We start from the raw sequence: 24,076 nt of genomic DNA, 5'->3' as shown, positions 1-24,076 counted from the left end.
GCGCGATGTCAATTCCCTGCGAAGGCGGGCCGCCCCGATTGGGGCCGGGATCCGCCGCCTGCGGACTATCACATAAGGGCGCGGCGCAGGTAAGCCCTTGTCTTGACTGTCAAAGCCGGGCGCCCCCGCCAAAAGCAAAGGGGCCGCGCCCGAAAGCGCGGCCCCCTCGATCTTCGGCCCGGATCGGCTCAGCCGACCAGTTCGAGCCCGGAGAAGTAGAAGGCGATCTCTTCGGCCGCCGTCGCCGGCGCGTCGGAGCCGTGGACGGAGTTCTCGCCGACGCTCTCGGCGAATTCGGCGCGGATCGTGCCCGGGGCGGCGTCGGCCGGGTTGGTGGCGCCCATCACTTCGCGGTTCTTCGAGATGGCGCTCTCGCCTTCCAGCACCTGCACGACGACCGGGCCGGAGGCCATGAACTCGACGAGTTCGCCGAAGAAGGGCCGCTCCTTGTGGACGGCATAGAAGGCGCCGGCCTGGGCGGGGGTCAGAAGGATGCGCTTCTGCGCGACGATGCGCAGGCCCGCGTCCTCGAACTTCTTGTTGATGGCGCCGGTCAGGTTCCGGCGGGTGGCATCGGGCTTGATGATGGACAGCGTGCGTTCGGTCGCCATGGGGCTAGCCTCTCTCGTTTCTGGGGCCGGCCTCGGCCGGCATGTCGGGTCGGAGGCGCGGTTAGCATGGGCGAGGAACAGAGGGAAGGCCGATTGCCGGGCCGCTGGCCCGCGGCTAGGCTCGCCGAAAAAGCGAGTCTCTCATGCCCGTTCACGCCATTGGCGGCATCTTCTTCCGCGCCCGCGACCCCGAGGCCCTCGCCGCCTGGTATGCCGGGCATCTGGGCGTCGGCCCCGGGCTCTCGCCCTTCGGCGCGACCGAGGCCTTCGGCTGGACCGCCGAGGGCGGCCCCCTCATCTTCGCGCCCTTCCGGGAAGAGACGGACTACTTCCCGCCCGCCCAGGGCACCATGATCAACTTCCGGGTGACGGCGCTCGACGAGATGATCGCCACGCTCAGCGCCGCCAATATCGCGGTCGAGACCAGGCCCGAATGGGACAGCCCGGAGACCGGCCGCTTCGCCCGCGTCCACGACCCGGAGGGCAATGCCATCGAGCTTTGGGAAGCGCCGGCCTGATCCGCCTTTCATCTGGCCGAAAATACCTCGGAGGTGTGGAGGCAGAGCCTCCACCCGGCCCGGCACGGGCCGGCAGACGCCCGCGAGCCCGCCCGTCAGGGCGGGCCGAGCCCACCTAGCCCTCCGCCTTCTCGGCCAGCTCCAGCCATTCCTCCTCGGCCGCCGCCAGCGCCGCCTGCCGCTCGGTGAGCGCCTCGGTCGCCTTGCGAAACTTGACCGGCTCGCGCGTGAAGAGCTCGGGGTCGGCCATCAGCGCCTCGAGCTTGCCGATTTCCGCCGTCAGCCGGTCGATCTCCGCCGGCAGCGCCTCCAGACGGTGCTTCTCGGTGAAGCTGAGGCCCGCCTTCTTCGGCGCGGGAGCCGGCGCCTCAGCCGTCACCGCCGCCTTCGGCGGGGCCTTCTTCTCCGGCGCCGGCCCGCCACTCATCGGCGCGCCACCCTGGGCCGCGATGTCGCTCCAGCCGCCGGCATAGAGCGTCGCCTGCCCGCCCTCGAGGAGGAGCGTCATGGTCGCCACCCGGTCGATGAAATCCCGGTCGTGGCTGACGAGGATCACGGTGCCCGGATACTCGCCCAAGACCTCCTGCAGCAGATCCAGCGTCTCGATGTCGAGGTCGTTGGTCGGCTCGTCGAGCACCAGAAGGTTCGATTCGCGCGCCATGATCCGCGCCAGCAGCAGCCGCGCCTTCTCGCCGCCCGAGAGCGAGCGGACCGGCGCCCGCGCCTGCGCATCGTCGAAGAGGAAGTCCTTCAGATAGCTCACGACATGCCGGGGCTGGCCCCGCACCATCACCTGATCCGACCGGCCGGAGACTCCGGCCTCGCCAGTCGTCATCGCGTCCCAGAGCGTCTCGTCGGGCTTCAGCGCCGCCCGCGCCTGATCGAAATGCGCCGTGGCGAGGTTGGTGCCGTAGCGGATCGTCCCCTCGTCCGGCGCCTCCTCGCCGAGGAGCACCTTCAGAAGCGTCGTCTTCCCGGCGCCGTTCGGCCCGACCACGGCGAGGCAGTCGCCCCGCTGCAAGGTGAGGTCGAGCACGCTGAACAGCGGCCGCTGCCCATAGCCCTTGGTCAGCCCCTTGGCCTCGATCACCTTCTTGCCCGAGCTCTTGCCTTCGCTCAGCTCCATCGCCGCCGTGCCCTGCCGGCGGATCATGTTCGCCCGCTCGGCGCGGAGGTCGCCGAGCGCCCGCACCCGGCCCATGTTGCGCTTGCGCCGGGCCGAGATGCCCTCGACGGCCCAGCGGGCCTCTTCCTTGATCTTGCGGTCGAGCTTGTGGCGGGCGAGGTCCTCCTCCTCCCAGGCCTTCTCGCGCCAGGTCTCGAAAGCCTTGAACCCGGCCTCCTGCCGGCGGAGCTCGCCCCGGTCGAGCCAGAGCGTCGCCCGCGTCAGCCGCGAGAGGAACGCCCGGTCGTGCGAGATGAGGACGAAGGCGGCGCGGGTCGCGGCCAGCTCGTCCTCCAGCCAGCGGATGGCGGTGATGTCGAGATGGTTGGTCGGCTCGTCGAGGAGCATCAGCTCCGGCTCTTCCGAGAGGAGCCGCGCCAGCGCCGCCCGCCGCCGCTCGCCGCCCGAGGCGGCGCTGACCGGCCGGTCGAGGTCGAAGGCCAGCCCCTCAGCCACCCGCTCGACCCGGTAGCGCTCCGCCTCGCCGACGGCGCCGGCGGCGAAATCGCCCAAGGTGGCGAAGCCCTCCATCTGCGGATCCTGCTCCAGATAGGCGGTGGTCACGCCGGGGCCGAGCGCGCGGGCGCCCCGGTCGGCCTCGATCCGCCCGGCCATGAGCTTCATCAGCGTCGACTTGCCGGAGCCGTTGCGGCCGACAAGGGCGATCCGGTCGCCCTCCTGCACCACGGCGGATAGCCCGTCGAAGATGGGCGCGCCGCCGAAGGTCAGCGCGATATCGGTGAGTTGGAGAAGGGGTGCCCGTGCCATGCGCGGGGGCTATCCCGGCGTCCGTCGCCCCGCAAGGGGCGCAAGAGAGAGGCACCCCGCAGGGGCGCCGGCCGGCGCGCCCCGCAGGGGCGCCCCTCAGCTCGCGACGGCGCGGAGCGCCCGCGCCCGCGCGGCGGGGATCGCCCGCGTCTCCACCCCGGTGAAGACATGCAGCGTGCCGAGCTCCCGATCCACCACGGCGTGATCGCTGACCCAACCGCCCATCGTCAGATAGGTTCGAAGGAGCGGCGGCAGGGCGAGGAGGCCGGCGCGTGGATCGCCGCCGCCCGGCAGCCCGCCGAAGGCCACGACCTCCGCCGCCTTCGCCCCGGGCCGGTAGCGCTCCGGCGCCAGATGCCGCTCGGCCAGATAGCCGAAGGCGGCGCGATGCGCCTCCGCCCCCGTCCCCGCGAAGGAGGTGCAGCCGAAGAGCATCTCCGCCCCGGCCGCCTCCACCTCCCGCGTCATCGCCCCCCAGGCGATGCGCAATACATCGGCGGCGTCCGGCAGGCCCGGCGCCATGCAGAAGCGCCCCATCTCGACCATCGGCCCGGTGAAGCCCGAAAGGCCCGCAAGGTCATAGAACTGCGCGGCATAGCTCAGGCCGATGTCCGCCCCGCTCGCCAGATGCATCAGGCGGAAGGTCGCGACGAGCCGGCCGCCCGCCAGCTCCTCGACCATCATGTGTCGGGCCCGCGCATCGAAGCCATCGGCCTCCAGCCCGCCGGGCCGTCCGGGCAGCCCGGCACGGGTGATGAACGCCTCGTGGCGCAGGCGCTGGCAGGCGGCCAGATCCTCCGGCCCCTCGGCCGGGCGCGCCCGATAGCGCCCCTTGAGCAGCATGGCTGATTCTCCCGCCGGCATCGCGGCAAGGATAGGGCCCAGGGCCCCCGCGGCGCCAGCGGCGGCGGCTATTCGGAGCCGATGAAGTCGCTCGCCTGCACGCGGCCGATGCCGCCGACGAGCTGGGTGAGGAAGGAGACGTCGCCGAGATTGTCGTCGGTCACCCGCCGCTCCAGCTCGAGGACCCGCCCGTCCTCCAGCGCCAGCCGCTCGATATTGCGCAGGACGCCGCCCGCATCGAAATCGAGCGCCAGCACCTCGCGGCGGATCTCGACGGGCTCCAGAAGCCCGTAATGGCGGAAGCGCGAGGCGACGTAGTAATAGCTGCCGTTCTGGATGATGCCGCCGGTGGTCGGCGTGCCGATGCGCTCGGCGATGGTCTCGCGGGTGTCGGCGCCGGGGGTGATCGTGGCGGCGGCCTCGGCGCTCGGCACGAAGCCGTGGTCGCGGTACTGGGCGACGCAGGCCGAGAGCCCCAGCATCGCCGCGAACGCCAGCGCCCGCGCGCCCGTACCTGCCAAGACCTGCCGCATATCCGCCCCCGCCGGAGGTGGCCCCCCGCTCCTTGCTCGCCCCCGGCCGATGGCCTAGGGCTTTCAGCGACGCTTACAACACCCGCCCGCCCCTCTTCAAGAAAGGATGCCCCCTGGCCTTTCTCGCCCGCCACGTCCTTCAGATGACCGGCCCCGCCGCCGGCCGCACCCGCCGCGAGCTCAGCCTCGCCCCGGAGGGGGAGGAGCTGGCGCGGCTCGCCGAGGGGCTCGGCATCCTCGGCGTGAAGAAACTCCGCTTCACCGGCGCGCTCGAGCCCACCGGCCAGCATGGCTGGGAGCTGACGGGCACCTTGGGCGCGACCGTGGTGCAAGAATGCGTGGCGACCCTCAAGCCGGTGACCACCCGGCTGGAGGAGGAGCTGCGCCGCCGCTACCTGCCCGACCTGCCGCCGCCGCCCCCCGGCGAGGTGGAGATGCCGCAGGACGAGACGGTCGAGCCGCTGCCCAACCGGCTGGACCTCGCCGAGGTCGTCGAGGAGGCGCTCGCCCTCGCCCTGCCCCCCTGGCCCCGCGCGGCGGACGCGCCGCCAGTCGAGGCCCATGCGGGCGAAGGCGAGGATCCGGGCGCCGAGGAGCGCGAGAACCCTTTCGCCGCCCTGCAAGCCCTCAAGGACAAGATGCAGGACGACGAGTGACGGCCGGGCGCCCCGCCCTCTTCTTCCCTCCCCGTCTTTGCTCCCGAAAAATCCTCGGGGGGAGTCGCCAAGGGCGACGGGGGGCAGACAGCCCCCCTCCCCGGCCGCCCCGCGGCACCGCCCTCTCCGCCGGCGCCCAAAATTCTTCCTCGAAGAATTTTCGGCCCCATGTCCCGCGGCGCGCCGCGGCCCCGCCTGCCCCGCCCCCCTTGCGTCTTTTGCAATCCTCCGTATGGTGCGCGCTCTTTCGGGACGAGGCGGCTCGACAAGTCGCCGGTCGGCGGCTATGAGGCGCCGTCACCGAATATATCGGAATTTTTCGGGCCAGCGGCCCGCTACGGATCAGAGGTTGAGACATGGCCGTCCCACAGAATAAGGTCTCCAAGTCGCGCCGCGACATGCGCCGCGCCCACGACGCGCTTTCGGGTGCGAATCCCAACGAATGCCCGAACTGCGGCGAGCTGAAGCGCCCGCACCATGTCTGCCCCTCCTGCGGCCATTATGCCGATCGTGAGGTCGTGGCCGTCGGCACCGAGATCGACATCGACGACGACGCGGCCTGAGCCCGCCCGGTCGAAGGTCTGAACGCATGACTCATCAGGGCCCGGAGAGCACCGTGACGGCGCCTCCGGGCCCTGTCGTTCTGTCCGTCGATGCGATGGGCTCCGATGCCGGCCCCGCCATGGTGGTCGCCGGGCTCGCCCGCTTCCTCAAGACCGACCCCGATGTCCGCGTGCTGCTGCACGGGCCGAAGGACGAGCTGACGCGCCTCGTGGCGCGCCGCAAGCTCGAGGCGCATGTCGAGATCGTCGATGCCGAGGGCACCGTCTCGATGCATGACAAGCCGAGCCAGGTCATGCGGCATGGCAAGGGCACCTCGATGTGGTCGGCGCTCGAATCGGTGCGCGAGCGGCAGGCCTCCGTCTGCGTCTCCTGCGGCAATACCGGGGCGCTCATGGCGCTGTCGATGCTGCGCCTGCGCAAGGTCGAGGGCGTCAACCGCCCCGCCATCGCCGGGCTCTGGCCGAGCCGCAATCCCTCGGGCTACAACATCCTCCTCGATGCCGGTGCCGACATCCGCGCCGATCAGGACGACCTGCTGACCTATGCGCTCATGGGCGCCTCCTATGCGCGCAACGGACTCGGCATCGAGCGGCCGCGCGTCGGGCTCCTCAACGTCGGCGTCGAGGAGCACAAGGGCCGCGCCGAGCTGAAGGTCGCGCAGGAGCTCATCGCCAAGGCGGCGCCGCGGGCGGAGTTCGACTTCGTCGGCTTCGTCGAGGGCTCCGAGATGGCCTCCGAGCGGGTGGACGTGATCGTCACCGACGGCTTCACCGGCAATGTGGCGCTGAAAACCGGCGAGGGCACGGCGCAGCTTCTCGGCGGCTTCATGCGCGAGGCCTTCATGAAGACGCCGCTGAGCCGCATCGCCGCGCTTCTCGCCTATACCTCGATCCGCCGCTTGCGGAAGCGCATGGACCCGCGCCGCGCCAATGGCGGCGTGTTCCTGGGGCTCAACGGCACCGTGGTGAAAAGCCACGGCTCCGCCGATGCCACAGCCATGGAGGCGGCGCTGGAGCTTGCGGCCAAGCTCGCCCGCTCCGGCTTTGCGGACAGGCTGGCCGCTCGGGTTGCAACCGCGACGGCGCTGGCACAGGATGGCAACGAGGCAGGAGAGGCCGCGCCCGCGGGTGCGGCGGCAAGCAAGGCAGACAAATGACCGTCAGGGCAGTGGTGAGGGGCGTCGGGCATTACCTGCCCGCGCGAATGGTGCCCAATTCCGAATTCGAGGCGACGCTCGACACGTCGGACGAGTGGATCCGCACCCGCTCCGGCATCGAGCGGCGGCATTTCGCCGGCGAGGGCGAGACGACCTCGTCGATGGCCACGGCGGCCGCCGAGGCGGCGCTGGCGAAGGCGGGCCTGACCGGCGCCGATCTCGACGCCATCATCCTCGCCACCTCCACCGCCGATTTCACCTTTCCCTCCGCCGCGACCATGGTGCAGCAGCAGCTCGGCATGAAGGGCGGCTTCGCCTTCGACGTGCAGGCCGTCTGCGCCGGCTTCGTCTATGCGCTGGCCCAGGCCAATGCGCTCATCGTCTCCGGCCAGGCGCGGCGCGTGCTGGTCATCGGGGCCGAGACCTTCTCGAAGCTGATGGACTGGACGGACCGCGCCACCTGCGTGCTCTTCGGCGATGGCGCAGGCGCGCTGGTGCTCGAGGCCGAGATCGGCGACGGCGAGCCGACCGACCGCGGCATCCTGTCCACGGATCTGCATTCCGACGGCAGCTACCGCGAGCTCCTCTATGTCGACGGCGGCGTCTCGACCGGCACCACGGGCGTCCTTCGGATGCAGGGGCGCGAGGTCTTCCGCCATGCGGTCGAGAAGCTGGCCGCCACGGCGCATGAGGCGCTGCAGAAGGCCGGGCTCACCGCGGCGGATGTCGACTGGATCGTGCCACATCAGGCGAACCTCAGGATCATCACCGCGACGGCGCAGAAGATGGGCCTGCCGATGAGCAAGGTCGTCGTGACCGTGCAGGATCACGGCAACACCTCCGCCGCCTCCATTCCCCTCGCGCTCTCCGTCGGGGTCGAGCGCGGGCAGATCGCCGAGGGCGATCTTCTCGTCACCGAAGCCATCGGGGGCGGGCTGGCCTGGGGCTCGGTCGTGCTGCGCTGGTGACCTCGGCCGGGCCCTGCCCGGAGAGTGACCCCGATACCGCTATCACTGACGCAGGGGAAACTTTCAGCACGCGCCGCAAGCCGTTGATATTGACATTGTTTCGTCAGCCTTACAGTCTCCTTCCCAAAATGGGGGAGTGATATGGCTGCCAAGACGCTGACTCGGATGGACCTTGCCGAGGCCGTCCACATCGAGGTCGGCCTCTCGCGCAACGATTCCGCGCAGATGGTCGAATCCGTGCTGAACCACATCTCCGACGCTCTGGTGGCGGGCGAAAGCGTGAAGATCTCGTCTTTCGGGACGTTTTCCGTCCGCGACAAGGCGGCGCGGATCGGGCGCAACCCCAAGACGGGCGAAGAGGTGCCGATTCATCCCCGGCGTGTGCTGACCTTCCGGGCCTCGCACCTGATGAAGGATCGCGTCGCCGATGGGAATCGCGGCTAGCGAGAGGGCACGCGCGGCATGGCCAAGTCCAAGGACGCCTTCCGCACCATCAGCGAGGTCGCCGACTGGCTGGAAACGCCGGCGCATGTGCTGCGATTCTGGGAATCGAAATTCAGCCAGGTCCGCCCGGTGAAGCGCGCCGGCGGGCGGCGGTATTACCGCCCCGATGACATGGCCCTGCTCGGCGGCATCAAGGCGCTCCTTCACAACGAGGGCATGACGATCAAGGGCGTGCAGAAGCTCCTGCGCGAGCAGGGCGCCGCCCATGTCGCCGCCCTCGCCCCGCCGCATCCGGGCGACGACGTGTTCGAGGGCCGGCTCGCCCGGCCGATGCTGCGCGTCGTCGAGGATTCGCCGGAAGAGGCGGCGGAGGACGAGGCGGCAGAGGCCCCGGCCTTCACCACCTATGCCGCGGCAGCGGCGGCGGCGGAGGAGCCCGATGAGGTCGAGGAGGCGGAGATCGTCCCCGAAGCCCCGCCCGAGGCAGAGCCTGCCCCCGAAGAGGCCGAGATCGTGCCGGTGGAAGAGCTTGCAGCACCTCCGGAAGAGCAGGCGGCGGCGCCGGTCGCCCCCGCCCTGCCCCGCCGCCGGCACTGGCTCCTTGGCCGGCTGGCCGCGGCCCCGCGCCCGGCGCTCGGCTCCGAGGGCCCCGCTCTCCGCGCCCTTGCGGGGCGGCTCGCAGCGCATCGCGACCTCCTCGCAAGCGCCGGAAAATAGCCGCAGCTTTCGGCTTGCGCGGGGGCGCGGTTATGTCCATAACGCCCCCGGTGTCGGGCTATAGCGCAGCCTGGTAGCGCGTCCGTCTGGGGGACGGAAGGTCGCAGGTTCAAGTCCTGCTAGCCCGACCAAACACCCGCTCCGCCCCCGTCCCCGGGGGGCATGTCTCCGGCAGGCCCGAACCCGGTCGGGGCAGAGCCCAGGAGGGGCAAGATGAGCGGCGTACTTCCCTGTCAGACGATCGAGGCGATGCTGGCCGCCGGCCAGATCGCGGCCGATGTGGCCCCGCTCGAGGGCCAGGTGCAGCCCGCCTCGCTCGACCTGCGGCTCGGCGCCAAGGCCTGGCGGCTCCGCGCCTCCTTCCTGCCCGGCGAGGGCCGGCGGGTGGAGGACCGGCTGGACGGGCTCGCGATGCATCAGATCGACCTGACGCCCGGCGCCGTGCTCGAGAAGGGCTGCGTCTATCTCGTGCCGCTGGTGGAGCGGCTGGCGCTGCCGGAGGGCACCTCCGCCGTCGCCAATGCCAAGAGCTCCACCGGGCGGCTCGACCTCCTGACCCGGACGATCATCGACGGCGGCGCGGAATTCGACCGGATCCCCGCCGGCTATCACGGGCCGCTCTATGCCGAGATCTGCCCGCGCAGCTTCTCGGTGCTGGTGCGGCCGGGGATGCGGCTGAACCAGATCCGCTTCCGCGCCGGCGAGGCGCGGCTGACGGATGACGAGCTCGCCGCGCTTCATGCCAAAACGCCGCTCGTCGACGGCACGCCGCATATCGATGAGGGCCTGGGCTTTTCCGTCGATCTCGGCGGCGCGCTCGCCGGCTGGCGGGCCAAGCCGCATTCCGGCGTCATCGACCTCGACCGCATCGGCCATTACCCGCCCGGCGAGTTCTGGGAGCCGGTGAAGGCCGAGCGCGGCGGGGTGATCCTAGACCCCGGCGCCTTCTACATCCTCGTCAGCCGCGAGGCGGTGACGATCCCGCCGACACATGCCGCCGAGATGGCCCCCTATCTCGCCATGGTCGGCGAGTTCCGCGTGCATTACGCCGGCTTCTTCGACCCCGGCTTCGGCCATTCCGAGGCCGGCGGCGCCGGCTCGCGCGGGGTGCTGGAGGTGCGCTGCCACGAGGCGCCCTTCGTGCTCGAACACGGCCAGATCGTCGGCCGGCTGGTCTACGAGCGCATGGCGGCGCCGCCCGCCCGGCTCTACGGGCGCGAGATCGCGTCGAACTACCAGGGCCAGGGCCTGCGGCTCGCCAAGCATTTCGCGGAAGGCTGAGGCCGGGCAGCGGTCCCGAAGGCAGCTCAGGCGACGGCAGAGTCGAAACTCGCCGCGTCGCTCTGCAGGCGCGGCGGCAGCATGGGCGCCACGCTGTTGCGGCCCTGATCCTTGGCCTCGTAGAGCGCCGCGTCGGCGCGACCGAGAAGATCGTCCAGATCCATGTCCCCCGGCGCCATCTCGGCGCAGCCGAAGGAGGCGGTGACGAAGCTGCCGCCCGGCAGCACCAGCGAATCCTCCAGCGACTGGCGGAGCCGCTCGGCCGTCTTCACTGCGCCGGCGAGCTGGGTCTCGGGCAGGATGGCGAGGAATTCCTCGCCCCCCCAGCGCGAGATCATGTCGGACGGGCGCAGGATCGAGCGGAAGAGATGCGCGGCCTCCGCCAAGATCTCGTCGCCGATCTTGTGACCGTGCCGGTCGTTGATGCGCTTGAAATGATCGAGGTCGATCATGAGGATCGCGAGCGGCCGCCCGTGCCGGCGCGCGGCGTGGAAGGTCGCCTCCGCATAGGCGCTCGCGGCGCGGCGGTTGGCCAGGCCGGTCAGCATGTCGGTCGCCGAGAGCTGCTCCAGCCGGATGAGATGCCGCTGCCGCGCATTCTCCGCCGCGGCAAGAAGGCCGATGGTCGAGCCGATGCCGAGCACCGCCGCCACCGCCAGCATGGTGACGAAGAGCGGCGCGGCCTCGGCCCAGGCGGAAGCGTCGATATGCAGCAGCACCACCGCGAGCAGCCAGAGCCCCGCGAGCGAATAGAGAAGCTGCCGGCGCAGCACCTTGCCCGTGGTCCCTTCCGAGATCATCAGCCGCAGCACCGCCGGATGCCCCTGCCGGCAAAGCGCGGCGGTGAGGAGCAGGGCCGCGATGAGCATCGTCGCAGGTTCGGTGCCGTGCAGCCCGCCGGCCGCATGGCCATAGGAGAGGACGAGCGACAGGATCAGCGCCAGCCCGCCGAGCCCCATGCCGAGCGCGATCACCGAGCGACGGCGGCCCAGCAGCGACAGGGCCGCGAGGAGAAGAAGCATGATGCTGTTCGGCCCCGGCGGCTCCTGCCAGAGCGGGTCGGGCAGCATCCCGCCGGAGCCGACGAGCCGCATCCCCGAGCAGGCGAGGACGAGCATGGCGCCCCAGGCGAAGACACGCCGGAGCTGCCCGGCCCCCAGCCGGGAGGCGGAGGAGAAGGCGGCGGCCCCGATGAGAAGCGCAATGATCGCGGTCAGGGGCGAGAGGCCCCCCAGAGTGGCGAGATAGAGCCCCGGCTCGGCGCTCGCATGGCCGGCCAGCGCCACGAGGGCGAGCGCGATGGCCAGCATGGCGAAATCGGGCGCCAGATGCTCGAGCCCCCGCGAGATCGCGACAGCCTTGCGGAACTCCCCGATGCTCTGCGCGGAGAGTTGGGATACAGCTCTCATGGGCGGTTCTGCCCTCCTCGAACGCCCCCCAGCGGTCGCGGCAGAATCAGTCCTCAAACTTAAGAAACAGTATCCCGGGGCCCCGGATTGGCGCTCATTCGCCGAACATGTCGCTCTGCGAGCCGTCGTCCGCCGTCTCCTCGTCCTCCTCCGGCTCGGTGCCGGGGGGCGGGCGGTTCTCCAGGAGGCCGGCGGCGCGGAGTTCGCGCAGGCCCGGCAGGTCGCGGGCGCTCTCGAGCCCGAACTGGTCGAGGAAGGCCGGCGTCACCACGAAGGTCACCGGCCGGCCCGGGGTCATCTTGCGGCGGCCGAGCTTGATCCAGTCGAGTTCGAGGAGCTGGTCGATCGTGCCGCGGGAGACGGAGACGCCGCGGATCTCCTCGATCTCGGCGCGCGTCACCGGCTGGTGATAGGCGATGATCGCCAGCGTCTCGATGGCGGCGCGGGAGAGCTTCTTCTGCTCCACCACCTCCTCGCGCATCAGGAAGCCGAGGTCAGGCGCGGTGCGGATGGCGAAGGCGTCGCCGACCTTCACCACCTGCACGCCCCGCCCCTCGTAGCGGCGGCGGAGGTGCTGGACGGCCTCGGCGGGCTCGGAGCCATGCGGCATCCGGCCGATCATCTGCTGCACGGTCAAGGGCTCGGCGGAGGCGAAGAGCATGGCCTCGACCATACGCTCCTGCTCGCCCATCGGCGGCGCCTCGAAGAGCGATTGTTCCTTCTCGTCAGCCATCCGGCCGCTCCCGCCCGCGCACCTCGATGGGGGCGAAGGTCTCTGACTGGCGAAGCTCGGCGCGGCCCTCCTTCACCAGCTCCAGCATGGCGGCGAAGGTCGCGGCGGTGGCGGAGCGGCGCTTCTTCGGCTCGCCCTGCCAGCCCTCGGGCAAGAAGCTGGAGATATCCGCCCAGGCCCCGGCGAAGCCGATGAGCGGGCGGAGGCGGCCGAGCGCCTCTTCCATCGTGTAGATCGACTCGCGGTCGAGCGCATAGGGGCGGAACTCGCCCTTGGTCTGCAGCCGCGCATAGGCCTGCATGAGGTCGAGGAGCGTCGCCGTCCAGGTGATGCGGCGGACGCGGGTGACATCCGCCGTGATGCCCCGGGCGAAGAAGTCGCGGCCCCGCTGGTCGCGCGCCATCAGCTCTGCCGCCTTCTCGCGCATGGCCGAGAGCCGCTCGAGCTGGAAGGCGAGATGCGCCGCCAGTTCTTCGCCGGAGGGCCCCTCCTCCGCCGGATCGGGCGGCAGGAGCAGGCGGGATTTCAGGAAGGCGAGCCAGGCGGCCATGACGAGGTAGTCGGCGGCGAGCTCGATGCGGAGCGACTTCGCCTCCTCGACGAAGGCCAGATACTGCTCGGCAAGCGCGAGGATCGAGATCGCCCGCAGGTCGACCTTCTGGGTGCGCGACAGCGTGAGGAGCACGTCGAGCGGCCCCTCGTAGCCATCCAGATCGACGATCAGGGCCTCGGCGGCGCGGCGCGCCTCGATGGAGGTGACGTTGCTCTCGCTCATCCCCGGCCCGTCAGCGCCTCCAGCTCGGCGCGGAGCTGCACGGCGTCGATCGGCTCGGGCGGCCGGCGCTGGGCGAGGGCGGCGTCGCCCCGCCGCTCCGCCTCCGCGCTCATCTGCCCGACAGTCTCCGTCACCCTCACCATCTCCTCGAAATTGCCGTTCGAGTGGAGCACGAGGTCGCAGCCCGCCGCAATGGCCTTGGCGGCGCGGCTTTCCAGCGTGCCGGAGAGCGCCTCCATGCCGATGTCGTCGGTCATCAGGAGCCCGTCGAAGCCGATCTCCTCGCGGATCAGGCCGATGACGGGGGCGGAAAGCGTGGCGGGGGCGTCGGGGTCGATGGCCTCGTAGATAGCATGGGCGGTCATGCCGATGCGGATGTCGCGGAGCGCGCGGAAGGGCGCGAAGTCCCGGGCGCGGAGCGCCTCGGCCGAGGCGGTGACGCGCGCGGGCTCGAGGTGACTGTCCACATGGGCGCGGCCATAGCCGGGGATGTGCTTGAGGACCGGCAGCACGCCGCCCTCCAGCATCGCCGCCGCGGCGACGCGGGCGGCATCGGCCACCTCCTTCGGCACCCCGCCATAGAGGCGGTTGAGGAGGATCGGATGCGTCTCCTGCTCCACGAGGTCGCCGAGCGGCGCACAGTTCACGTCGATGCCGACGGCATGAAGATCATGGGCGATCAGCCGGTTGCGGAGCCACTGGGCGCGCAGCGGGTCGCGCGCCACCGCCATCTGGTCGAGCGCCGGCAGGTAATGCGGCCAGTGCGGCGGGCCCATGCGCTCGACGCGGCCGCCCTCCTGGTCGATGAGGATCGGCACGTCCCGGCCGACGGTATGGCGGAGCGAGGCGGTGAGCGCCGAGAGCTGCTCGCGGTCGACGATGTTGCGGCCGAAGAGGATGAAGCCCCAGGGCTGCACGACCGGCAGGAAGCCGCGCTCGTCGGCCGTCAGCTCCGGGCCGGCGATCCCGAGGATGGCGGCCGCTGTCATCCTTCGACCAGATAGGGGATGCAGCCGGCATTCTCGGCGGCGAGCGCCGAGCAGAAGCGGCGGGCATCGCCCAGCGCCTCGAAGCCCTGCATGCGCAGGCGGTAGAAGGTCGAGCCGCCGGCGGTGGCGGTCTGCACCAGGGGCTGCCGCTCGCCGATCAGCTCGCCGAAATCGGCCTGGATCGCCGCCCAGGCGTCGCTGGCGAGATCGGCGCTGGCGAAGGCGCCGAGCTGCACGAGGACGGTGCCGGCGGGCAAGGGCTCTTCAGCGACGGTCAGCGCCTCGACCGGCGCCGCCGCGGCGCGAGCGCTGGCGGGCACGGCGCTCGCCGGCCGGGCCGGCGGGCGCGGCGCCGAGCTGACGCCGGGCACGGAGGCCGCGATGAGCTGGGCGCCGGCGGGCTCGCCCCCTTCCGGCAGCGCGTCGGGCACCGCTTCCGCCACCACGTCGGCCACGGCCGCCTCCTCGGAGAGCTCCTCGAGCGGCTGGGTGATCTCTTCGTCGGCCGGGTCCCTCGGTGCGGGGGCCGCGGCCGTGGTCGCACCCGTCACCTCGGCGCTGGCGAGGATCGCCTCTGCCAGCGCTTCGGCCTCGGCCGCGGCTTCGGCGGCCCCCGGCCGCTCGACCCCTTCGGCGGCCAGCGCTTCGGAGACGAGGCTCAGATCGCCCGCATCCTCATCGGCGCGCAGCTCGTCGGCCTCGGCGGTCATCACATGGGCGAGGTCCTCATCGGCCAGCGGCAGGGGCTGGGGCGCCAGCACCAGCGCATCCGATTCCGGCCCGGCCGTGCCGAGCGCCGCGACCTCGTTGACGGACAGGCCCATATGCGGCGCCACTTCGCCGCCGGGCGAGGCCGGTGCCTCGCGCATCGGGCCGGACATGGCGCGCACCACGGGCACGCCGGTCGCGTCGCGCAGCATGAGCTTGTAGCCCCAGACGCCGATACCGACCACGAGCGCCAGCGAGAGCAGCGCCCCGCCAAGTTGCACCAAAGCGCCCGGGGCCATGCCCCGGCGCCCCGGCAAGTTGCCTTCAGGGATCGCCGCCATGTTCGCCTCACTGCCCGGGCGGCCCCTCGCCGCCCTTTTCTACCTCGCTCACCGCCCGGCAGCCGCAGCGCTTTGTCGCGCCGTCTGAAGGGAGCCGCGCCTTAGCGCATCTCCTCCACCGGGGTCACGCCAAGGATACCCAAACCGGCCGCGATGACAATCGCCGCGGCCCGGGCAAGGCCGATCTTCGCCGCGGCTGTTGCCATATCGTCCTGCAGGAACCTCAGCGAGGCATCGTCATTGCCCTTGTTCCAGAGCGCATGGAAGTCGCTGGCGAGGTCGTAGAGGTAAAAGGCGATCCGGTGCGGCTCATGCGTGCGGGCCGCGATCTCCACCAGGCGCGGCCATTCGGCGATGGAGCGGGCCAGCTTCAGTTCGGCCTCGTCGGAAAGCGACGCGAAATCCGCCTCCGCCAGCGCGGCGGGCGCCACGTCGACGCCCTGCTCGGCGGCCTTGCGCAGCACCGAATGCACGCGGGCATGGGCATATTGCACGTAGAAGACCGGGTTTTCCTTCGACTGCTCCAGCACCTTGTCGAAGTCGAAATCGAGCGGCGCGTCGTTCTTGCGCGTGAGCATGTGGAAGCGCACGGCATCCTTGCCGACGCCCTCCACCAGGTCGCGCAGCATGATGAAATTGCCGGCCCGCTTCGACATCTTGAAGGGCTCGCCGTTCTTGTAGAGCCTGACGAGCTGGCAGAGCTTCACATCGACGGGCACCCGGCCGTCCGACAGCGCCGCGACGACCGCCTTGATGCGCTTCACATAGCCGCCGTGATCGGCGCCGAAGACGTCGATGAGCTGCTCGTAGCCCCGGTCGATCTTGTCGTAGTGATAGGCGATGTCGGGGGCGAAATAGGTCCAGGCGCCGTCGGACTTCCGCACCGGGCGGTCGACGTCGTCGCCATGCTCGGTGGAGCGGAAGAGCGTCTGCTCGCGCGGCTCCCAATCCTCCGGCATCTTGCCCTTGGGCGGCTCCAGAACGCCGCGATAGATGAGCCCCTTGCGGTCCAGCTCCTCGAGCGCCGCCTCGATGCGGCCGGTGCCGTAGAGGCTCTTCTCGGAGTAATAGACATCCATCTCGATCCCGAGCGCCTTCAGGTCGCCGCGAATGAGCGCCATCATCTCGTCGGTGACGAAATCGCGCAGCTCGGCGAGCCAGTCGGCTTCGGGCTTGCCGAGAAGGCTCTCGCCGTATTTCGCCTTGATCGCCTCGCCGACGGGGATGAGGTAATCGCCCGGATAGAGCCCCTCGGCGATCTCCGGCGCCTGGCCGCAGGCCTCGCGGTAGCGCTCGAAGGCGGAGCGCGCGACGACATCGATCTGGGCGCCGCCGTCGTTGACGTAATATTCCCGCGTCACCTCATGGCCCGAGAAGGCGAGGAGCGACGCGAGCGCGTCACCATAGACCGCGCCCCGCGTATGGCCGACATGGATCGGCCCCGTCGGGTTGGCGGAGACATATTCGACGTTGACGCGCTGCCCCTGGCCCATCTGCGAGCGGCCGTAGCCTTCGCTCAGCGCCGCACGGATCACCCCGTGCCAGGCCTCGGGCGCGATGCGGAGGTTGAGGAAGCCCGGCCCCGCCACCTCGGCGGAGGCGATGCGCGGATCGTCGGCCAGCCGGCCGGCCAGCTCTTCGGCGATGGCGCGGGGCTTCATCCCGGCGGGCTTCGCCAGCACCATCGCGGCATTCGTGGCCATGTCGCCGTGGCCCGCATCGCGGGGCGGCTCCACCGTGACATTGGCGAGGTCGAGGCCGGCGGGCAGCGCGCCCGCCACCATCATCGCCTCCAGCGCGTCGGTGACGGCGAGGCGGATATCGGCGAAGAGGTTCATCTGTTGGGGCTCCTTGTCGGGCAAACCCCTTGGCAGAAGGACCGCGAGCCGTCAACGCGAGTGGGGCGCTGGCGGCCGCCGGGCGGGACGCCCTACCCCGCCGCCGCCTCGAAAAGCGCGGCGTCGAGCGCCTGCAGCGCATCGCCCTCGGCGATGCAGCCCGCGAAGGTGACGGCGACGACCACGCCGTTGCCGTAGCTGGCGAAATAGCCGCCGTCGCCGGCATCGCCCCAGCAGAGAAGGCCGGTACTCCAGAAGAGGTCGCTCTCCGCCGCCGGCAGAGGCACCGTGAGGACGCCCTCGGTGGTGGCGAGGCCGTCGCCGAGCTCCAGCCGCGGCCGGGCGGCGGGATCGGCGCCGACGCGGCCCTCCGGCCCGTATTCGCTCCAGGCGAAGCGGGCGAGATCGGCGGCGGAGATCTGCCAGCCGCCCCAGGAGCCCTGCCCCATCCAAGGCCCGCTGAGCGTGGCGGTGGCCAGCCCCAGCGGCTCGATCAGCGCGGCGTTGCAGGCGTCGACATAGCTCTGGCCGCTGGCCGCCTCGATCATCGCGCCGATGAGCGCGTAATTCTCGTTGTTGTAGGCATAGCTGCCCGGCGTGCCCTCCTGCGGATCGCGCGACAGGCTCTCCGCCGCGACCTCGCGGATCATCGTCGCCTCGACGCCTATGAGGGCGGGATTGCCTTGGGTGGAATCGGGGGCGATGCCGGAGCTGTGGGTGAGGAGCTGGGCCAGCGTGGCGTCAGCGGCGGGGCCGGCCCCGTCCAGGAGGTCGCCGAGCAGATCGCCGACGCGGGTCTGGGAGGTGAGGCCCGGGATGGCGGCGGCGCAGGCGGCGGTGATGGGCTTGGAGAGGCTGGCGACGGGGCGCGGCGTGCCGGCATCGGTGCCGATCCCCTCCTCCGCCACGAGCTTGCCATGCGCCAGGACGGCCAGCGTCGTCACCGCGATGCCCTGCGCCTCCGCCCAGGCCGCCCAGGCCTCGGTCACCGACTCGCCGGGCCCCGCCGCGCCCTGGCCGAGGGCCGGGGCGGCAAGGAGCGCGACGCCGGCGGCAAGGCCGGTCGCGGCGTGGCTCTTGGTGCGGCTCTTGGTGCGGTTCGGCATCGGAAGGTCCTCATCTTGCAGGAAAACGTCGGGCTAGCTCTCAGATAGGGGCGCCCTGCCCGCCGCGCAATTCCGCCCGGCAGAAGCCCGCCGGAATGAGGCCCGATTGGAGGAAACCGTCACCCGATCATCGGGGCGAAACGGCCCTGCGTCTCGGCATAGTGCCGCTCGAGCCGCTGGAGCGCGATGCGCAGGACGATCTTGCCGCTGCGGGCCGACCAGCCCATGCGCTTTTCGAGCGCCTCCATGCCCTCCAGAAAGCAGCAGCAGCGCAGCGCCACATCGGCAAGGCCGGGGCCGAGTTCGCTCAACGCATCGAGGAGCCGCCGGCGGGCCGCCTCGGCCCCCGCATCGGCGGCGGGCGCCTCGGGCGCGAAGGGCGCGCCGCTGCCGGCCTCGACATGGGCCTCCCAAGCCGCTTCCAGCGCGGGCCCGAGGCGGGAGAGCTCGTAATCCTCGCGCATCCGCTCGCCGGCGGCGACCAGCGGGCGCGGCAGGAAGGGCCGCCCCTCGCGGTCGCGGCGGCGGGAGAGGCCGCTGAGCGGGCTTTCGGCGAGGGCGGAGCGCATGTGCCGGAGCCGCGTGTCGGCCTCGGGCAGGTCCTCCTCCTGATGGCGGAAGCGTGCCGGCGCCTCGGCAAGGCCGTGGGAGTGGCTGGGCGCGGCGCCGAGGCTGCGCAGCGCCGCCCGCCCGGCGCCCGTCAGCGCGTAGCGGACGACGCGGGCGGCCGGGTCCTGCGGCTCGATCCAGTCGCGGAGCGCCAGCGCCTCGGCGAGCCGGCGCTCGACGGTGGCCTCGCGGCGGATCTCTCCCGTTTCGCTTTCGGAAACAATCACGCCGATATCCATGTCGCGCGCGACGGCCAGCACCGTCCGCGAGCGGGCAAGGCGCATGAGGACGGAGTGCACCTCCGCCTCCTCGCCCGGCCCCGGCATCCCGCCGGCACCCCCAGCGCTCCGCCCCGCCTTGGCGCCCGCGCCCGTGCCGGCCAGGCGGCGGAGGGCGCCATCGACCAAAGGATCGTCGCGCCGCGCCTCTATCTTCCTGACTTGCCTCAGGATTGTGGAGGCGTGCACATCCGCAGACCGCGCCAGCGCGCGGATCGGATGGCCGCCCTCGGTATGGCTCAGATAGTGGTGAACGGCGTCCGGCACCCAGTCGGGCAGCCCGGAAATCCTGCGAGCGGTCGGAACGGCGCGCGTCGTGTTCATACTCGTTACCCCCGAGGCAGACCTGTCCACCGACCCGGCAGTGGGCCGGCGATGGGGACAACCTGCGGTTGCAACTGTTACCAGTCCGTAAACAGTGAGCGCCGCGTTAAGTCAGGTTTCCCCTCCCTTAATCGCGCGGAACGGTCCCCCGCCGCGCCCCGGGACGGCGCGGCAACAGCCCCCGGCATCGTGCCACACTCCCCCCGTCAACGGCTTGATAAGGGTATCGCCATGCAGGACATCCTGGGGATGATCGGTCAGCTCGAGCGGCCGCGGCTGCTCGTCCGCGCCGCGCGGGCGGGGGTGGAGCAGTATCGGCGCGAGCAGATGCTGCCGCGCCTTCTGGGGGCCCTCGCCCCGCCCCGCTCCGGCGCGGCCGTGCTCGAACTCCTGGAGCTGGAGGCGGAGGCCGATGTCCGCCGCCGCGCCGGCACCGCGGATTACGCGGTGCAGCGCCATGTGGAGCACCTGATCGCGCTCATGGGCGAGGCGCGGCTCATCCGCGCCGCGGCGCGGCGCGCGAGGTGGCGGGCTGAGGGGGCGGCGGGCTGAAGCCCGCCCTACGGGCGTTGGGGGCGGTCGGCCTCCGGGTGACCCGCGCCCGTCAGGTGAAGGCGTCGGGCATCGAGGCCTTCTTCTCGGCCACATACGACCGCAGCGCCTCTTCGGTGCCTTGGTCCATCGCCGGGGCCTGGTACTGGCCGAGGAGCTTCTCGACCCGCGCTGCGGCGAGCGACTCGGTGGTGCGGGCACCCTCCTCCTCCCAGGTCTCGAAGGGCTTGTAGTCGAGCACGTCGGACCGCCAGAAGGCCGATTTGAAATTGGCCTGCGTATGGGCGCAGCCGAGGTAATGCCCGCCCGGGCCGACCTCGCGCAGCGCGTCCATCGCCTGGGCGTTCTCGCTCACATCCACCCCGGCGGCGAGCCGGTGGAGGATGCCGAGCTGGTCGGCGTCCATCACGAATTTCTCGAAGGAGGCGACGAGCCCGCCCTCGAGCCAGCCCGCGGCGTGAAGCATGAAGTTCACCCCGGAGAGGAGCCCCATGTTCAGCGAATTGGCGCTCTCGTAGCCGGCCTGCGCATCGGGCAGCTTGGAGCCGCAGAAGGCCCCGGCGGAGCGATAGGGCAGCCCCAGCCGGCGGACGATCTGGCCCATGCCATAGGTGACCATCGAGGCTTCCGGGGTGCCGAAGGTCGGCGCGCCGGAATTCATGTCGATCGAGGTCACGAAGGCCCCGGCGATCACCGGCGCACCCTTCCGGACGAGCTGGGAATAGGAGACGCCGGCGAGGATCTCCGCCGTCACCTGCGTCAGCGTGCCCGCGACCGAGACCGGCGCCATGGCGCCGCCGACGATGAAGGGCGAGACGATGGAGGCCTGGTTGGCGGCCGCATAGACCTCGAGCGCGCCCATCATGGTGGCGTCGAACGTGAGCGGCGAGTTGATGTTGACCAGCGAGGTCATGACCGTGTTCTGGTCGACGAAATCGGCGCCGAAGAGGATCTTCGCCATCTCGACGCTGTCGGCGGCGCGGCTGGGCTCCGTCACCGAGCCCATGAACGGCTTGTCGCTCAGCGTCATGTGGGCGAGCAGCATGTCGAGATGCCGCTTGTTGACCGGCACGTCGGTCGGCTCGCAGACCGTGCCGCCGGAATGGTGCAGCCATTTCGACATGTAGGCGAGCTTCACGAATTTCTCGAAATCCGCCATCGTCGCATAGCGCCGGCCGCCGGCCTGGTCGCGCACGAAGGGCGGGCCGTAGACCGGGGCGAGGACGAGACTGCGCCCGCCGATCTCGACCGAGCGCTCGGGGTTGCGGGCGTGCTGGGTGAAGCTGCCGGGCGCGGTCTTCACCAGCTCGCGGGCGAGGCCCTTCGGCAGGCGCACGCGGTCGCCCTGCACATCGGCCCCGGCGTTGCGCCAGCGCTCCAGGGCGGGCGGATTGTCGGGGAAGGAGACGCCGATCTCTTCGAGCACCGTCTCGGCATTGGCCTCGATGATCTCGATGGCCTCGGCATTGAGGACCTCGAGATTCGGCACGTTGCGCTCGATGTATCGCGCCGTCTCGAAGCTGACCGCCGTCCGCTCCGCCCGCCGCGCGGCCCCGCCGCCCCGGCCGGCCCGGCCCCGCCGCTGTTCCGCCACATCAGTCATCGCACGCGCCCTTTCGCGGATCCGTTTCCGGCCTGATACGGCTTAAGCGGAAAGAGGGGGGAGAGGTTTGCGCCATCTGGGGGGAGAAAACGACATGGCGCCGCCCGAGCCGGGCTCTGCGGCATGCGAAAGGCCCGGGAGGTCTCCCTCCCGGGCCTTCTGCCGCGCCGCCCCGCTCACAACCAGGCCGCGCGACCGTCTCGGGCGCCGTCAGGGGCGCCCTCTGGCGCCCCATCCAGGGCCGACCTTCAGGCGGCTTCCTCGTTCAGCCGCTTTTCGGCGAAGGAGGACAGCTTCTTGTCGGCGGCATATTCCTGATCGAGGATCTCCTCGAGCGGCGCGATGGCACCCTTGTGGCCGAGCGTCTTGGCCCAGGCGACGAGCGTGCCGTAGCGCGTGATCTCGTAATGCTCGACGGCCTGCGCCGCGGCGATCATGCCGGCATCGCGCGTGTCGCCGTTCTCGGCTTCGGATATGATCTCGTCACCCTCTTCGAGGATGCCGTTGATGGCGGCGCAGGTGACGCCGCGGGCCTTGAGGCCCAGAAGCTCGAAGACGGTCTCGAGCTTGGCGATATGGCCCTCGGTCTCTTCGAGATGCGACTCGAACGCCTCCTTCAGGTCCGCCGATTCGGCCTTGCGGGCCATCTTCGGCAGCGTTTTCGCGATCTTCTTCTCCGCGTAGTAGATGTCGCGGAGGAAGTGGACGAACAGCTCTTGCAGATCCTTCATGGTCAGCCTCCTTGGCTTGGTGCGGGCCTGTCGCCCGCCTTGCCCCTACAACGCCGCGCCGATGGCTGTGTTTCCCGCGTGGGGCTCCATCAAATGTTATCCTCCCCCGCCCCTCTTGCGCCCTGCCCCGCGCCTGCCTAATCGGAGGCATGACCAGCCCCATCGCCAAGGCGCATGACCGCCTTCTCATCATCGATTTCGGCTCTCAGGTGACGCAGCTCATCGCGCGGCGCCTGCGCGAGCTGAACGTCTATTGCGAGATCCACCCCTTCCAGGCGGTGACGGCGGCCTTCCTCGCCGATTTCGCGCCGAAGGCGGTGATCCTCTCCGGCGGCCCCGCCTCGGTGATCGACGAGGGCTCCCCCCGCCCGCCGGAGGAGGTCTTTTCCCTCGGCGTGCCGATCCTCGGCATCTGCTACGGCCAGCAGGTGATGATGGAGATGCTCGGCGGCAAGGTGGAGCGCGGCGACGGCACCGCCGAATTCGGCCGCGCCTATGTGACGCCCTCGCAGCCGCTCGACCTTCTCGCCGGCTGGTTCGACGCCGGGCGCGAGCAGGTCTGGATGAGCCATGGCGACCACGTGGCGAGGATCGCCCCGGGCTTCGAGGTCTATGCCACCTCCCCCGGCGCGCCCTTCGCCATCACCGCCGATGCCTCGCGGCACTTCTACGCCGTGCAGTTCCACCCCGAGGTGCATCACACCCCGAACGGCAAGCGGCTCTACGAGGAATTCGTGAAGCTCGCCGGCTTCAAGGGCGACTGGACGATGGAGGCCTATCGCGAGGAGGCGGTGCGCAAGATCCGCGAGCAGGTCGGCGACCGCAAGGTGATCTGCGCGCTCTCGGGCGGGGTCGATTCCTCCGTCGCTGCCGTGCTTCTGCACGAGGCCATCGGCGAGAACCTCACCTGCGTCTTCGTCGACCACGGGCTCCTCAGGCTCAACGAGGCGGAGGAGGTCGTCGGCATGTTCCGCGACCATTACAACCTGCCGCTGATCCACGCCGATGAATCGGAGCTGTTCCTGAAAGCGCTCGAGGGCGTCTCCGACCCCGAGCTGAAGCGCAAGACCATTGGCCGGCTCTTCATCGACGTCTTCCAGCGCTATGCCGGCGAGATCGAGGGGGCGGAGTTCCTGGCGCAGGGCACGCTCTATCCCGACGTGATCGAATCGGTCAGCTTCTCCGGCGGGCCCTCGGTGACGATCAAGTCGCACCACAACGTCGGTGGCCTGCCCGAGAAGATGGGCCTCAAACTCGTCGAGCCGCTCCGCGAGCTCTTCAAGGACGAGGTGCGCGCCCTCGGCCACGAGCTCGGCCTGCCGGCGCAATTCATCGGCCGCCATCCCTTCCCCGGCCCGGGCCTCGCGATCCGCTGCCCGGGCGAGATCACCCGCGACAAGCTGGAGATCCTGCGCAAGGCCGATGCGATCTATATCGACCAGATCCGCCGCCACGGGCTTTATGACGAGATCTGGCAGGCCTTCGTCGCCATCCTCCCGGTGCGGACCGTGGGCGTGATGGGCGACGGGCGGACCTACGATTACGCCTGTGCGCTCCGCGCCGTGACCTCCGTCGACGGGATGACGGCGGATTACTATCCGTTCTCCCACGAGTTTCTCGGCGAGACGGCGACGCGGATCATCAACGAGGTCCGCGGCATCAACCGCGTGACCTACGACATCACCTCCAAGCCGCCCGGCACGATCGAGTGGGAATGATCCGCGCGCACGCCGGCTGATCCGCGGCGCGCCCGGCGCGACCTTGATGGCCGGGCCCAGGCGCTTCTGCCCTGACCTCGCAGGCACCCGCCCGTCCGCCCTTTCCATTCCCCGCGCCCGCGCCTAGCGTCCCGGCGT

General features: G+C 70.8%; 24 protein-coding genes and 1 tRNA gene. 11 read left to right on the top strand and 14 right to left on the bottom strand.

The features are described from left to right. Positions 1-188: 188 nt before the first annotated feature. On the bottom strand, positions 189-611 hold the full coding sequence (ndk, locus tag ACAZ03_RS07745) for a nucleoside-diphosphate kinase (RefSeq protein WP_373356865.1): 423 nt from the start codon (positions 609-611) through the stop codon (positions 189-191). Between the two features lie 143 nt (positions 612-754). Between ndk and ACAZ03_RS07740 the strand changes: the two genes are divergently transcribed. Then, positions 755-1,129 (top strand): VOC family protein, encoded by a 375-nt coding sequence (locus ACAZ03_RS07740; protein ID WP_373356864.1) that lies wholly within the window; start codon positions 755-757, stop codon positions 1,127-1,129. Positions 1,130-1,244: 115 nt separating this feature from the next. Here the strand turns inward: ACAZ03_RS07740 and ACAZ03_RS07735 are convergent, their stop codons facing one another. The 3 genes from ACAZ03_RS07735 to ACAZ03_RS07725 form a co-directional block, all read right to left on the bottom strand. Beyond that, positions 1,245-3,062, bottom strand: coding sequence for an ABC-F family ATP-binding cassette domain-containing protein (locus tag ACAZ03_RS07735; RefSeq protein ID WP_373356863.1), 1,818 nt, complete (start codon positions 3,060-3,062; stop codon positions 1,245-1,247). Positions 3,063-3,158: 96 nt separating this feature from the next. Continuing rightward, positions 3,159-3,905: a GNAT family N-acetyltransferase gene (locus tag ACAZ03_RS07730; RefSeq protein WP_373356862.1), complete on the bottom strand. Its 747-nt coding sequence runs from the start codon at positions 3,903-3,905 to the stop codon at positions 3,159-3,161. Positions 3,906-3,973: 68 nt separating this feature from the next. After that, complete coding sequence (locus ACAZ03_RS07725) at positions 3,974-4,438, bottom strand: outer membrane protein assembly factor BamE (protein WP_373356861.1); 465 nt, start codon at positions 4,436-4,438, stop codon at positions 3,974-3,976. 143 nt (positions 4,439-4,581) lie between these two features. On the opposite strand from ACAZ03_RS07725, the gene ACAZ03_RS07720 reads away from it, so the two are divergent. The 8 genes from ACAZ03_RS07720 to ACAZ03_RS07685 all read left to right on the top strand — a co-directional run bounded on the left by ACAZ03_RS07720 (position 4,582) and on the right by ACAZ03_RS07685 (position 10,224). Further along, the gene (locus ACAZ03_RS07720) at positions 4,582-5,094 is read left to right on the top strand and encodes a DUF177 domain-containing protein (protein WP_373356860.1); all 513 of its coding nucleotides are present in this window, start codon (positions 4,582-4,584) and stop codon (positions 5,092-5,094) included. A gap of 356 nt (positions 5,095-5,450) precedes the next feature. Beyond that, positions 5,451-5,657 carry a 50S ribosomal protein L32 gene (gene rpmF / locus ACAZ03_RS07715; RefSeq protein ID WP_373356858.1) on the top strand — a complete coding sequence of 69 codons (207 nt, stop codon included), beginning with the start codon at positions 5,451-5,453 and terminating at the stop codon, positions 5,655-5,657. Between the two features lie 26 nt (positions 5,658-5,683). Next, positions 5,684-6,814, top strand: a complete 1,131-nt coding sequence (plsX, locus tag ACAZ03_RS07710) for a phosphate acyltransferase PlsX (RefSeq protein ID WP_373356857.1) — start codon at positions 5,684-5,686, stop codon at positions 6,812-6,814. Next, a complete protein-coding gene (locus ACAZ03_RS07705) occupies positions 6,811-7,782 on the top strand; it encodes a beta-ketoacyl-ACP synthase III (RefSeq protein ID WP_373356856.1) in 972 nt (323 codons plus the stop codon). The genes plsX and ACAZ03_RS07705 overlap by 4 nt, the downstream gene beginning before the upstream one ends. Positions 7,783-7,923: 141 nt before the next feature. Beyond that, on the top strand, positions 7,924-8,226 hold the full coding sequence (gene ihfA, locus ACAZ03_RS07700; RefSeq protein ID WP_373356855.1) for an integration host factor subunit alpha: 303 nt from the start codon (positions 7,924-7,926) through the stop codon (positions 8,224-8,226). Between the two features lie 18 nt (positions 8,227-8,244). Next, entirely contained in the window at positions 8,245-8,943 is a 699-nt protein-coding gene (locus ACAZ03_RS07695) for a MerR family transcriptional regulator (protein ID WP_373356854.1), read from the top strand. A 54-nt stretch (positions 8,944-8,997) separates the two neighbouring features. Continuing rightward, a tRNA-Pro gene (locus ACAZ03_RS07690) sits at positions 8,998-9,074 on the top strand. 82 nt (positions 9,075-9,156) lie between these two features. Continuing rightward, complete coding sequence (locus ACAZ03_RS07685) at positions 9,157-10,224, top strand: 2'-deoxycytidine 5'-triphosphate deaminase (RefSeq protein ID WP_373356853.1); 1,068 nt, start codon at positions 9,157-9,159, stop codon at positions 10,222-10,224. 26 nt (positions 10,225-10,250) lie between these two features. Here ACAZ03_RS07685 and ACAZ03_RS07680 read toward each other — a convergent pair whose 3' ends face one another. The 8 genes from ACAZ03_RS07680 to ACAZ03_RS07645 form a co-directional block, all read right to left on the bottom strand. Then, positions 10,251-11,633, bottom strand: coding sequence for a diguanylate cyclase (locus tag ACAZ03_RS07680; protein ID WP_373356852.1), 1,383 nt, complete (start codon positions 11,631-11,633; stop codon positions 10,251-10,253). A gap of 94 nt (positions 11,634-11,727) precedes the next feature. Further along, the gene (gene scpB, locus ACAZ03_RS07675; protein ID WP_373356851.1) at positions 11,728-12,366 is read right to left on the bottom strand and encodes an SMC-Scp complex subunit ScpB; all 639 of its coding nucleotides are present in this window, start codon (positions 12,364-12,366) and stop codon (positions 11,728-11,730) included. Continuing rightward, positions 12,359-13,141: a ScpA family protein gene (locus ACAZ03_RS07670; protein ID WP_373356850.1), complete on the bottom strand. Its 783-nt coding sequence runs from the start codon at positions 13,139-13,141 to the stop codon at positions 12,359-12,361. Before ACAZ03_RS07670 ends, scpB begins: the two co-directional genes overlap by 8 nt. Then, a complete protein-coding gene (locus ACAZ03_RS07665) occupies positions 13,138-14,130 on the bottom strand; it encodes a glycoside hydrolase family 3 N-terminal domain-containing protein (RefSeq protein ID WP_373356849.1) in 993 nt (330 codons plus the stop codon). The genes ACAZ03_RS07670 and ACAZ03_RS07665 overlap by 4 nt, the downstream gene beginning before the upstream one ends. Beyond that, complete coding sequence (locus ACAZ03_RS07660; RefSeq protein WP_373356848.1) at positions 14,127-15,119, bottom strand: SPOR domain-containing protein; 993 nt, start codon at positions 15,117-15,119, stop codon at positions 14,127-14,129. The genes ACAZ03_RS07665 and ACAZ03_RS07660 overlap by 4 nt, the downstream gene beginning before the upstream one ends. 161 nt (positions 15,120-15,280) lie before the next feature. Then, the gene (gene argS, locus ACAZ03_RS07655; RefSeq protein ID WP_373356847.1) at positions 15,281-17,017 is read right to left on the bottom strand and encodes an arginine--tRNA ligase; all 1,737 of its coding nucleotides are present in this window, start codon (positions 17,015-17,017) and stop codon (positions 15,281-15,283) included. Positions 17,018-17,109: 92 nt separating this feature from the next. Further along, a complete protein-coding gene (locus ACAZ03_RS07650; protein WP_373356846.1) occupies positions 17,110-18,123 on the bottom strand; it encodes a serine hydrolase domain-containing protein in 1,014 nt (337 codons plus the stop codon). Positions 18,124-18,242: 119 nt separating this feature from the next. Continuing rightward, complete coding sequence (locus tag ACAZ03_RS07645; RefSeq protein ID WP_373356845.1) at positions 18,243-19,334, bottom strand: DUF6456 domain-containing protein; 1,092 nt, start codon at positions 19,332-19,334, stop codon at positions 18,243-18,245. 231 nt (positions 19,335-19,565) lie between these two features. On the opposite strand from ACAZ03_RS07645, the gene ACAZ03_RS07640 reads away from it, so the two are divergent. Continuing rightward, on the top strand, positions 19,566-19,886 hold the full coding sequence (locus ACAZ03_RS07640) for a DUF6477 family protein (RefSeq protein ID WP_373356844.1): 321 nt from the start codon (positions 19,566-19,568) through the stop codon (positions 19,884-19,886). Positions 19,887-19,938: 52 nt separating this feature from the next. Here ACAZ03_RS07640 and ACAZ03_RS07635 read toward each other — a convergent pair whose 3' ends face one another. Next, a complete protein-coding gene (locus tag ACAZ03_RS07635) occupies positions 19,939-21,489 on the bottom strand; it encodes a trimethylamine methyltransferase family protein (RefSeq protein WP_373356843.1) in 1,551 nt (516 codons plus the stop codon). Positions 21,490-21,737: 248 nt separating this feature from the next. After that, a complete protein-coding gene (locus ACAZ03_RS07630; protein ID WP_373356841.1) occupies positions 21,738-22,220 on the bottom strand; it encodes a ferritin-like domain-containing protein in 483 nt (160 codons plus the stop codon). Between the two features lie 149 nt (positions 22,221-22,369). Here ACAZ03_RS07630 and guaA point away from each other — a divergent pair, with 149 nt between their 5' ends. Next, positions 22,370-23,938 carry a glutamine-hydrolyzing GMP synthase gene (guaA, locus tag ACAZ03_RS07625; protein WP_373356840.1) on the top strand — a complete coding sequence of 523 codons (1,569 nt, stop codon included), beginning with the start codon at positions 22,370-22,372 and terminating at the stop codon, positions 23,936-23,938. The last annotated feature ends 138 nt before the right edge of the window (positions 23,939-24,076 follow it).

It is taken from the genome of Pseudoroseicyclus sp. CXY001 (assembly GCF_041714655.1).
In the GTDB taxonomy this organism is placed as follows: Bacteria; Pseudomonadota; Alphaproteobacteria; order Rhodobacterales; family Rhodobacteraceae; genus Pseudoroseicyclus_A.
Note: the sequence above shows the minus strand (reverse complement) of the source record. Positions and strands in the feature narration are given on the sequence as shown.

Excerpts from the sequence above, each read along its gene's own strand:
- ihfA (WP_373356855.1), top strand. The coding sequence starts at position 7,924 with ATGGCTGCCAAGACGCTGACTCGGATGGACCTTGCCGAGGCCGTCCAC.
- ndk (WP_373356865.1), bottom strand. The coding sequence starts at position 611 with ATGGCGACCGAACGCACGCTGTCCATCATCAAGCCCGATGCCACCCGC.
- guaA (WP_373356840.1), top strand. The coding sequence starts at position 22,370 with ATGACCAGCCCCATCGCCAAGGCGCATGACCGCCTTCTCATCATCGAT.
- ACAZ03_RS07685 (WP_373356853.1), top strand. The coding sequence starts at position 9,157 with ATGAGCGGCGTACTTCCCTGTCAGACGATCGAGGCGATGCTGGCCGCC.
- ACAZ03_RS07665 (WP_373356849.1), bottom strand. The coding sequence starts at position 14,130 with ATGACAGCGGCCGCCATCCTCGGGATCGCCGGCCCGGAGCTGACGGCC.
- ACAZ03_RS07725 (WP_373356861.1), bottom strand. The coding sequence starts at position 4,438 with ATGCGGCAGGTCTTGGCAGGTACGGGCGCGCGGGCGCTGGCGTTCGCG.
- ACAZ03_RS07705 (WP_373356856.1), top strand. The coding sequence starts at position 6,811 with ATGACCGTCAGGGCAGTGGTGAGGGGCGTCGGGCATTACCTGCCCGCG.
- plsX (WP_373356857.1), top strand. The coding sequence starts at position 5,684 with ATGACTCATCAGGGCCCGGAGAGCACCGTGACGGCGCCTCCGGGCCCT.
- scpB (WP_373356851.1), bottom strand. The coding sequence starts at position 12,366 with ATGGCTGACGAGAAGGAACAATCGCTCTTCGAGGCGCCGCCGATGGGC.
- ACAZ03_RS07670 (WP_373356850.1), bottom strand. The coding sequence starts at position 13,141 with ATGAGCGAGAGCAACGTCACCTCCATCGAGGCGCGCCGCGCCGCCGAG.
- ACAZ03_RS07650 (WP_373356846.1), bottom strand. The coding sequence starts at position 18,123 with ATGCCGAACCGCACCAAGAGCCGCACCAAGAGCCACGCCGCGACCGGC.
- ACAZ03_RS07730 (WP_373356862.1), bottom strand. The coding sequence starts at position 3,905 with ATGCTGCTCAAGGGGCGCTATCGGGCGCGCCCGGCCGAGGGGCCGGAG.
- ACAZ03_RS07735 (WP_373356863.1), bottom strand. The coding sequence starts at position 3,062 with ATGGCACGGGCACCCCTTCTCCAACTCACCGATATCGCGCTGACCTTC.
- ACAZ03_RS07695 (WP_373356854.1), top strand. The coding sequence starts at position 8,245 with ATGGCCAAGTCCAAGGACGCCTTCCGCACCATCAGCGAGGTCGCCGAC.
- argS (WP_373356847.1), bottom strand. The coding sequence starts at position 17,017 with ATGAACCTCTTCGCCGATATCCGCCTCGCCGTCACCGACGCGCTGGAG.
- ACAZ03_RS07645 (WP_373356845.1), bottom strand. The coding sequence starts at position 19,334 with ATGAACACGACGCGCGCCGTTCCGACCGCTCGCAGGATTTCCGGGCTG.
- ACAZ03_RS07680 (WP_373356852.1), bottom strand. The coding sequence starts at position 11,633 with ATGAGAGCTGTATCCCAACTCTCCGCGCAGAGCATCGGGGAGTTCCGC.
- ACAZ03_RS07630 (WP_373356841.1), bottom strand. The coding sequence starts at position 22,220 with ATGAAGGATCTGCAAGAGCTGTTCGTCCACTTCCTCCGCGACATCTAC.
- ACAZ03_RS07720 (WP_373356860.1), top strand. The coding sequence starts at position 4,582 with ATGACCGGCCCCGCCGCCGGCCGCACCCGCCGCGAGCTCAGCCTCGCC.
- ACAZ03_RS07640 (WP_373356844.1), top strand. The coding sequence starts at position 19,566 with ATGCAGGACATCCTGGGGATGATCGGTCAGCTCGAGCGGCCGCGGCTG.
- ACAZ03_RS07740 (WP_373356864.1), top strand. The coding sequence starts at position 755 with ATGCCCGTTCACGCCATTGGCGGCATCTTCTTCCGCGCCCGCGACCCC.
- ACAZ03_RS07635 (WP_373356843.1), bottom strand. The coding sequence starts at position 21,489 with ATGACTGATGTGGCGGAACAGCGGCGGGGCCGGGCCGGCCGGGGCGGC.
- rpmF (WP_373356858.1), top strand. The coding sequence starts at position 5,451 with ATGGCCGTCCCACAGAATAAGGTCTCCAAGTCGCGCCGCGACATGCGC.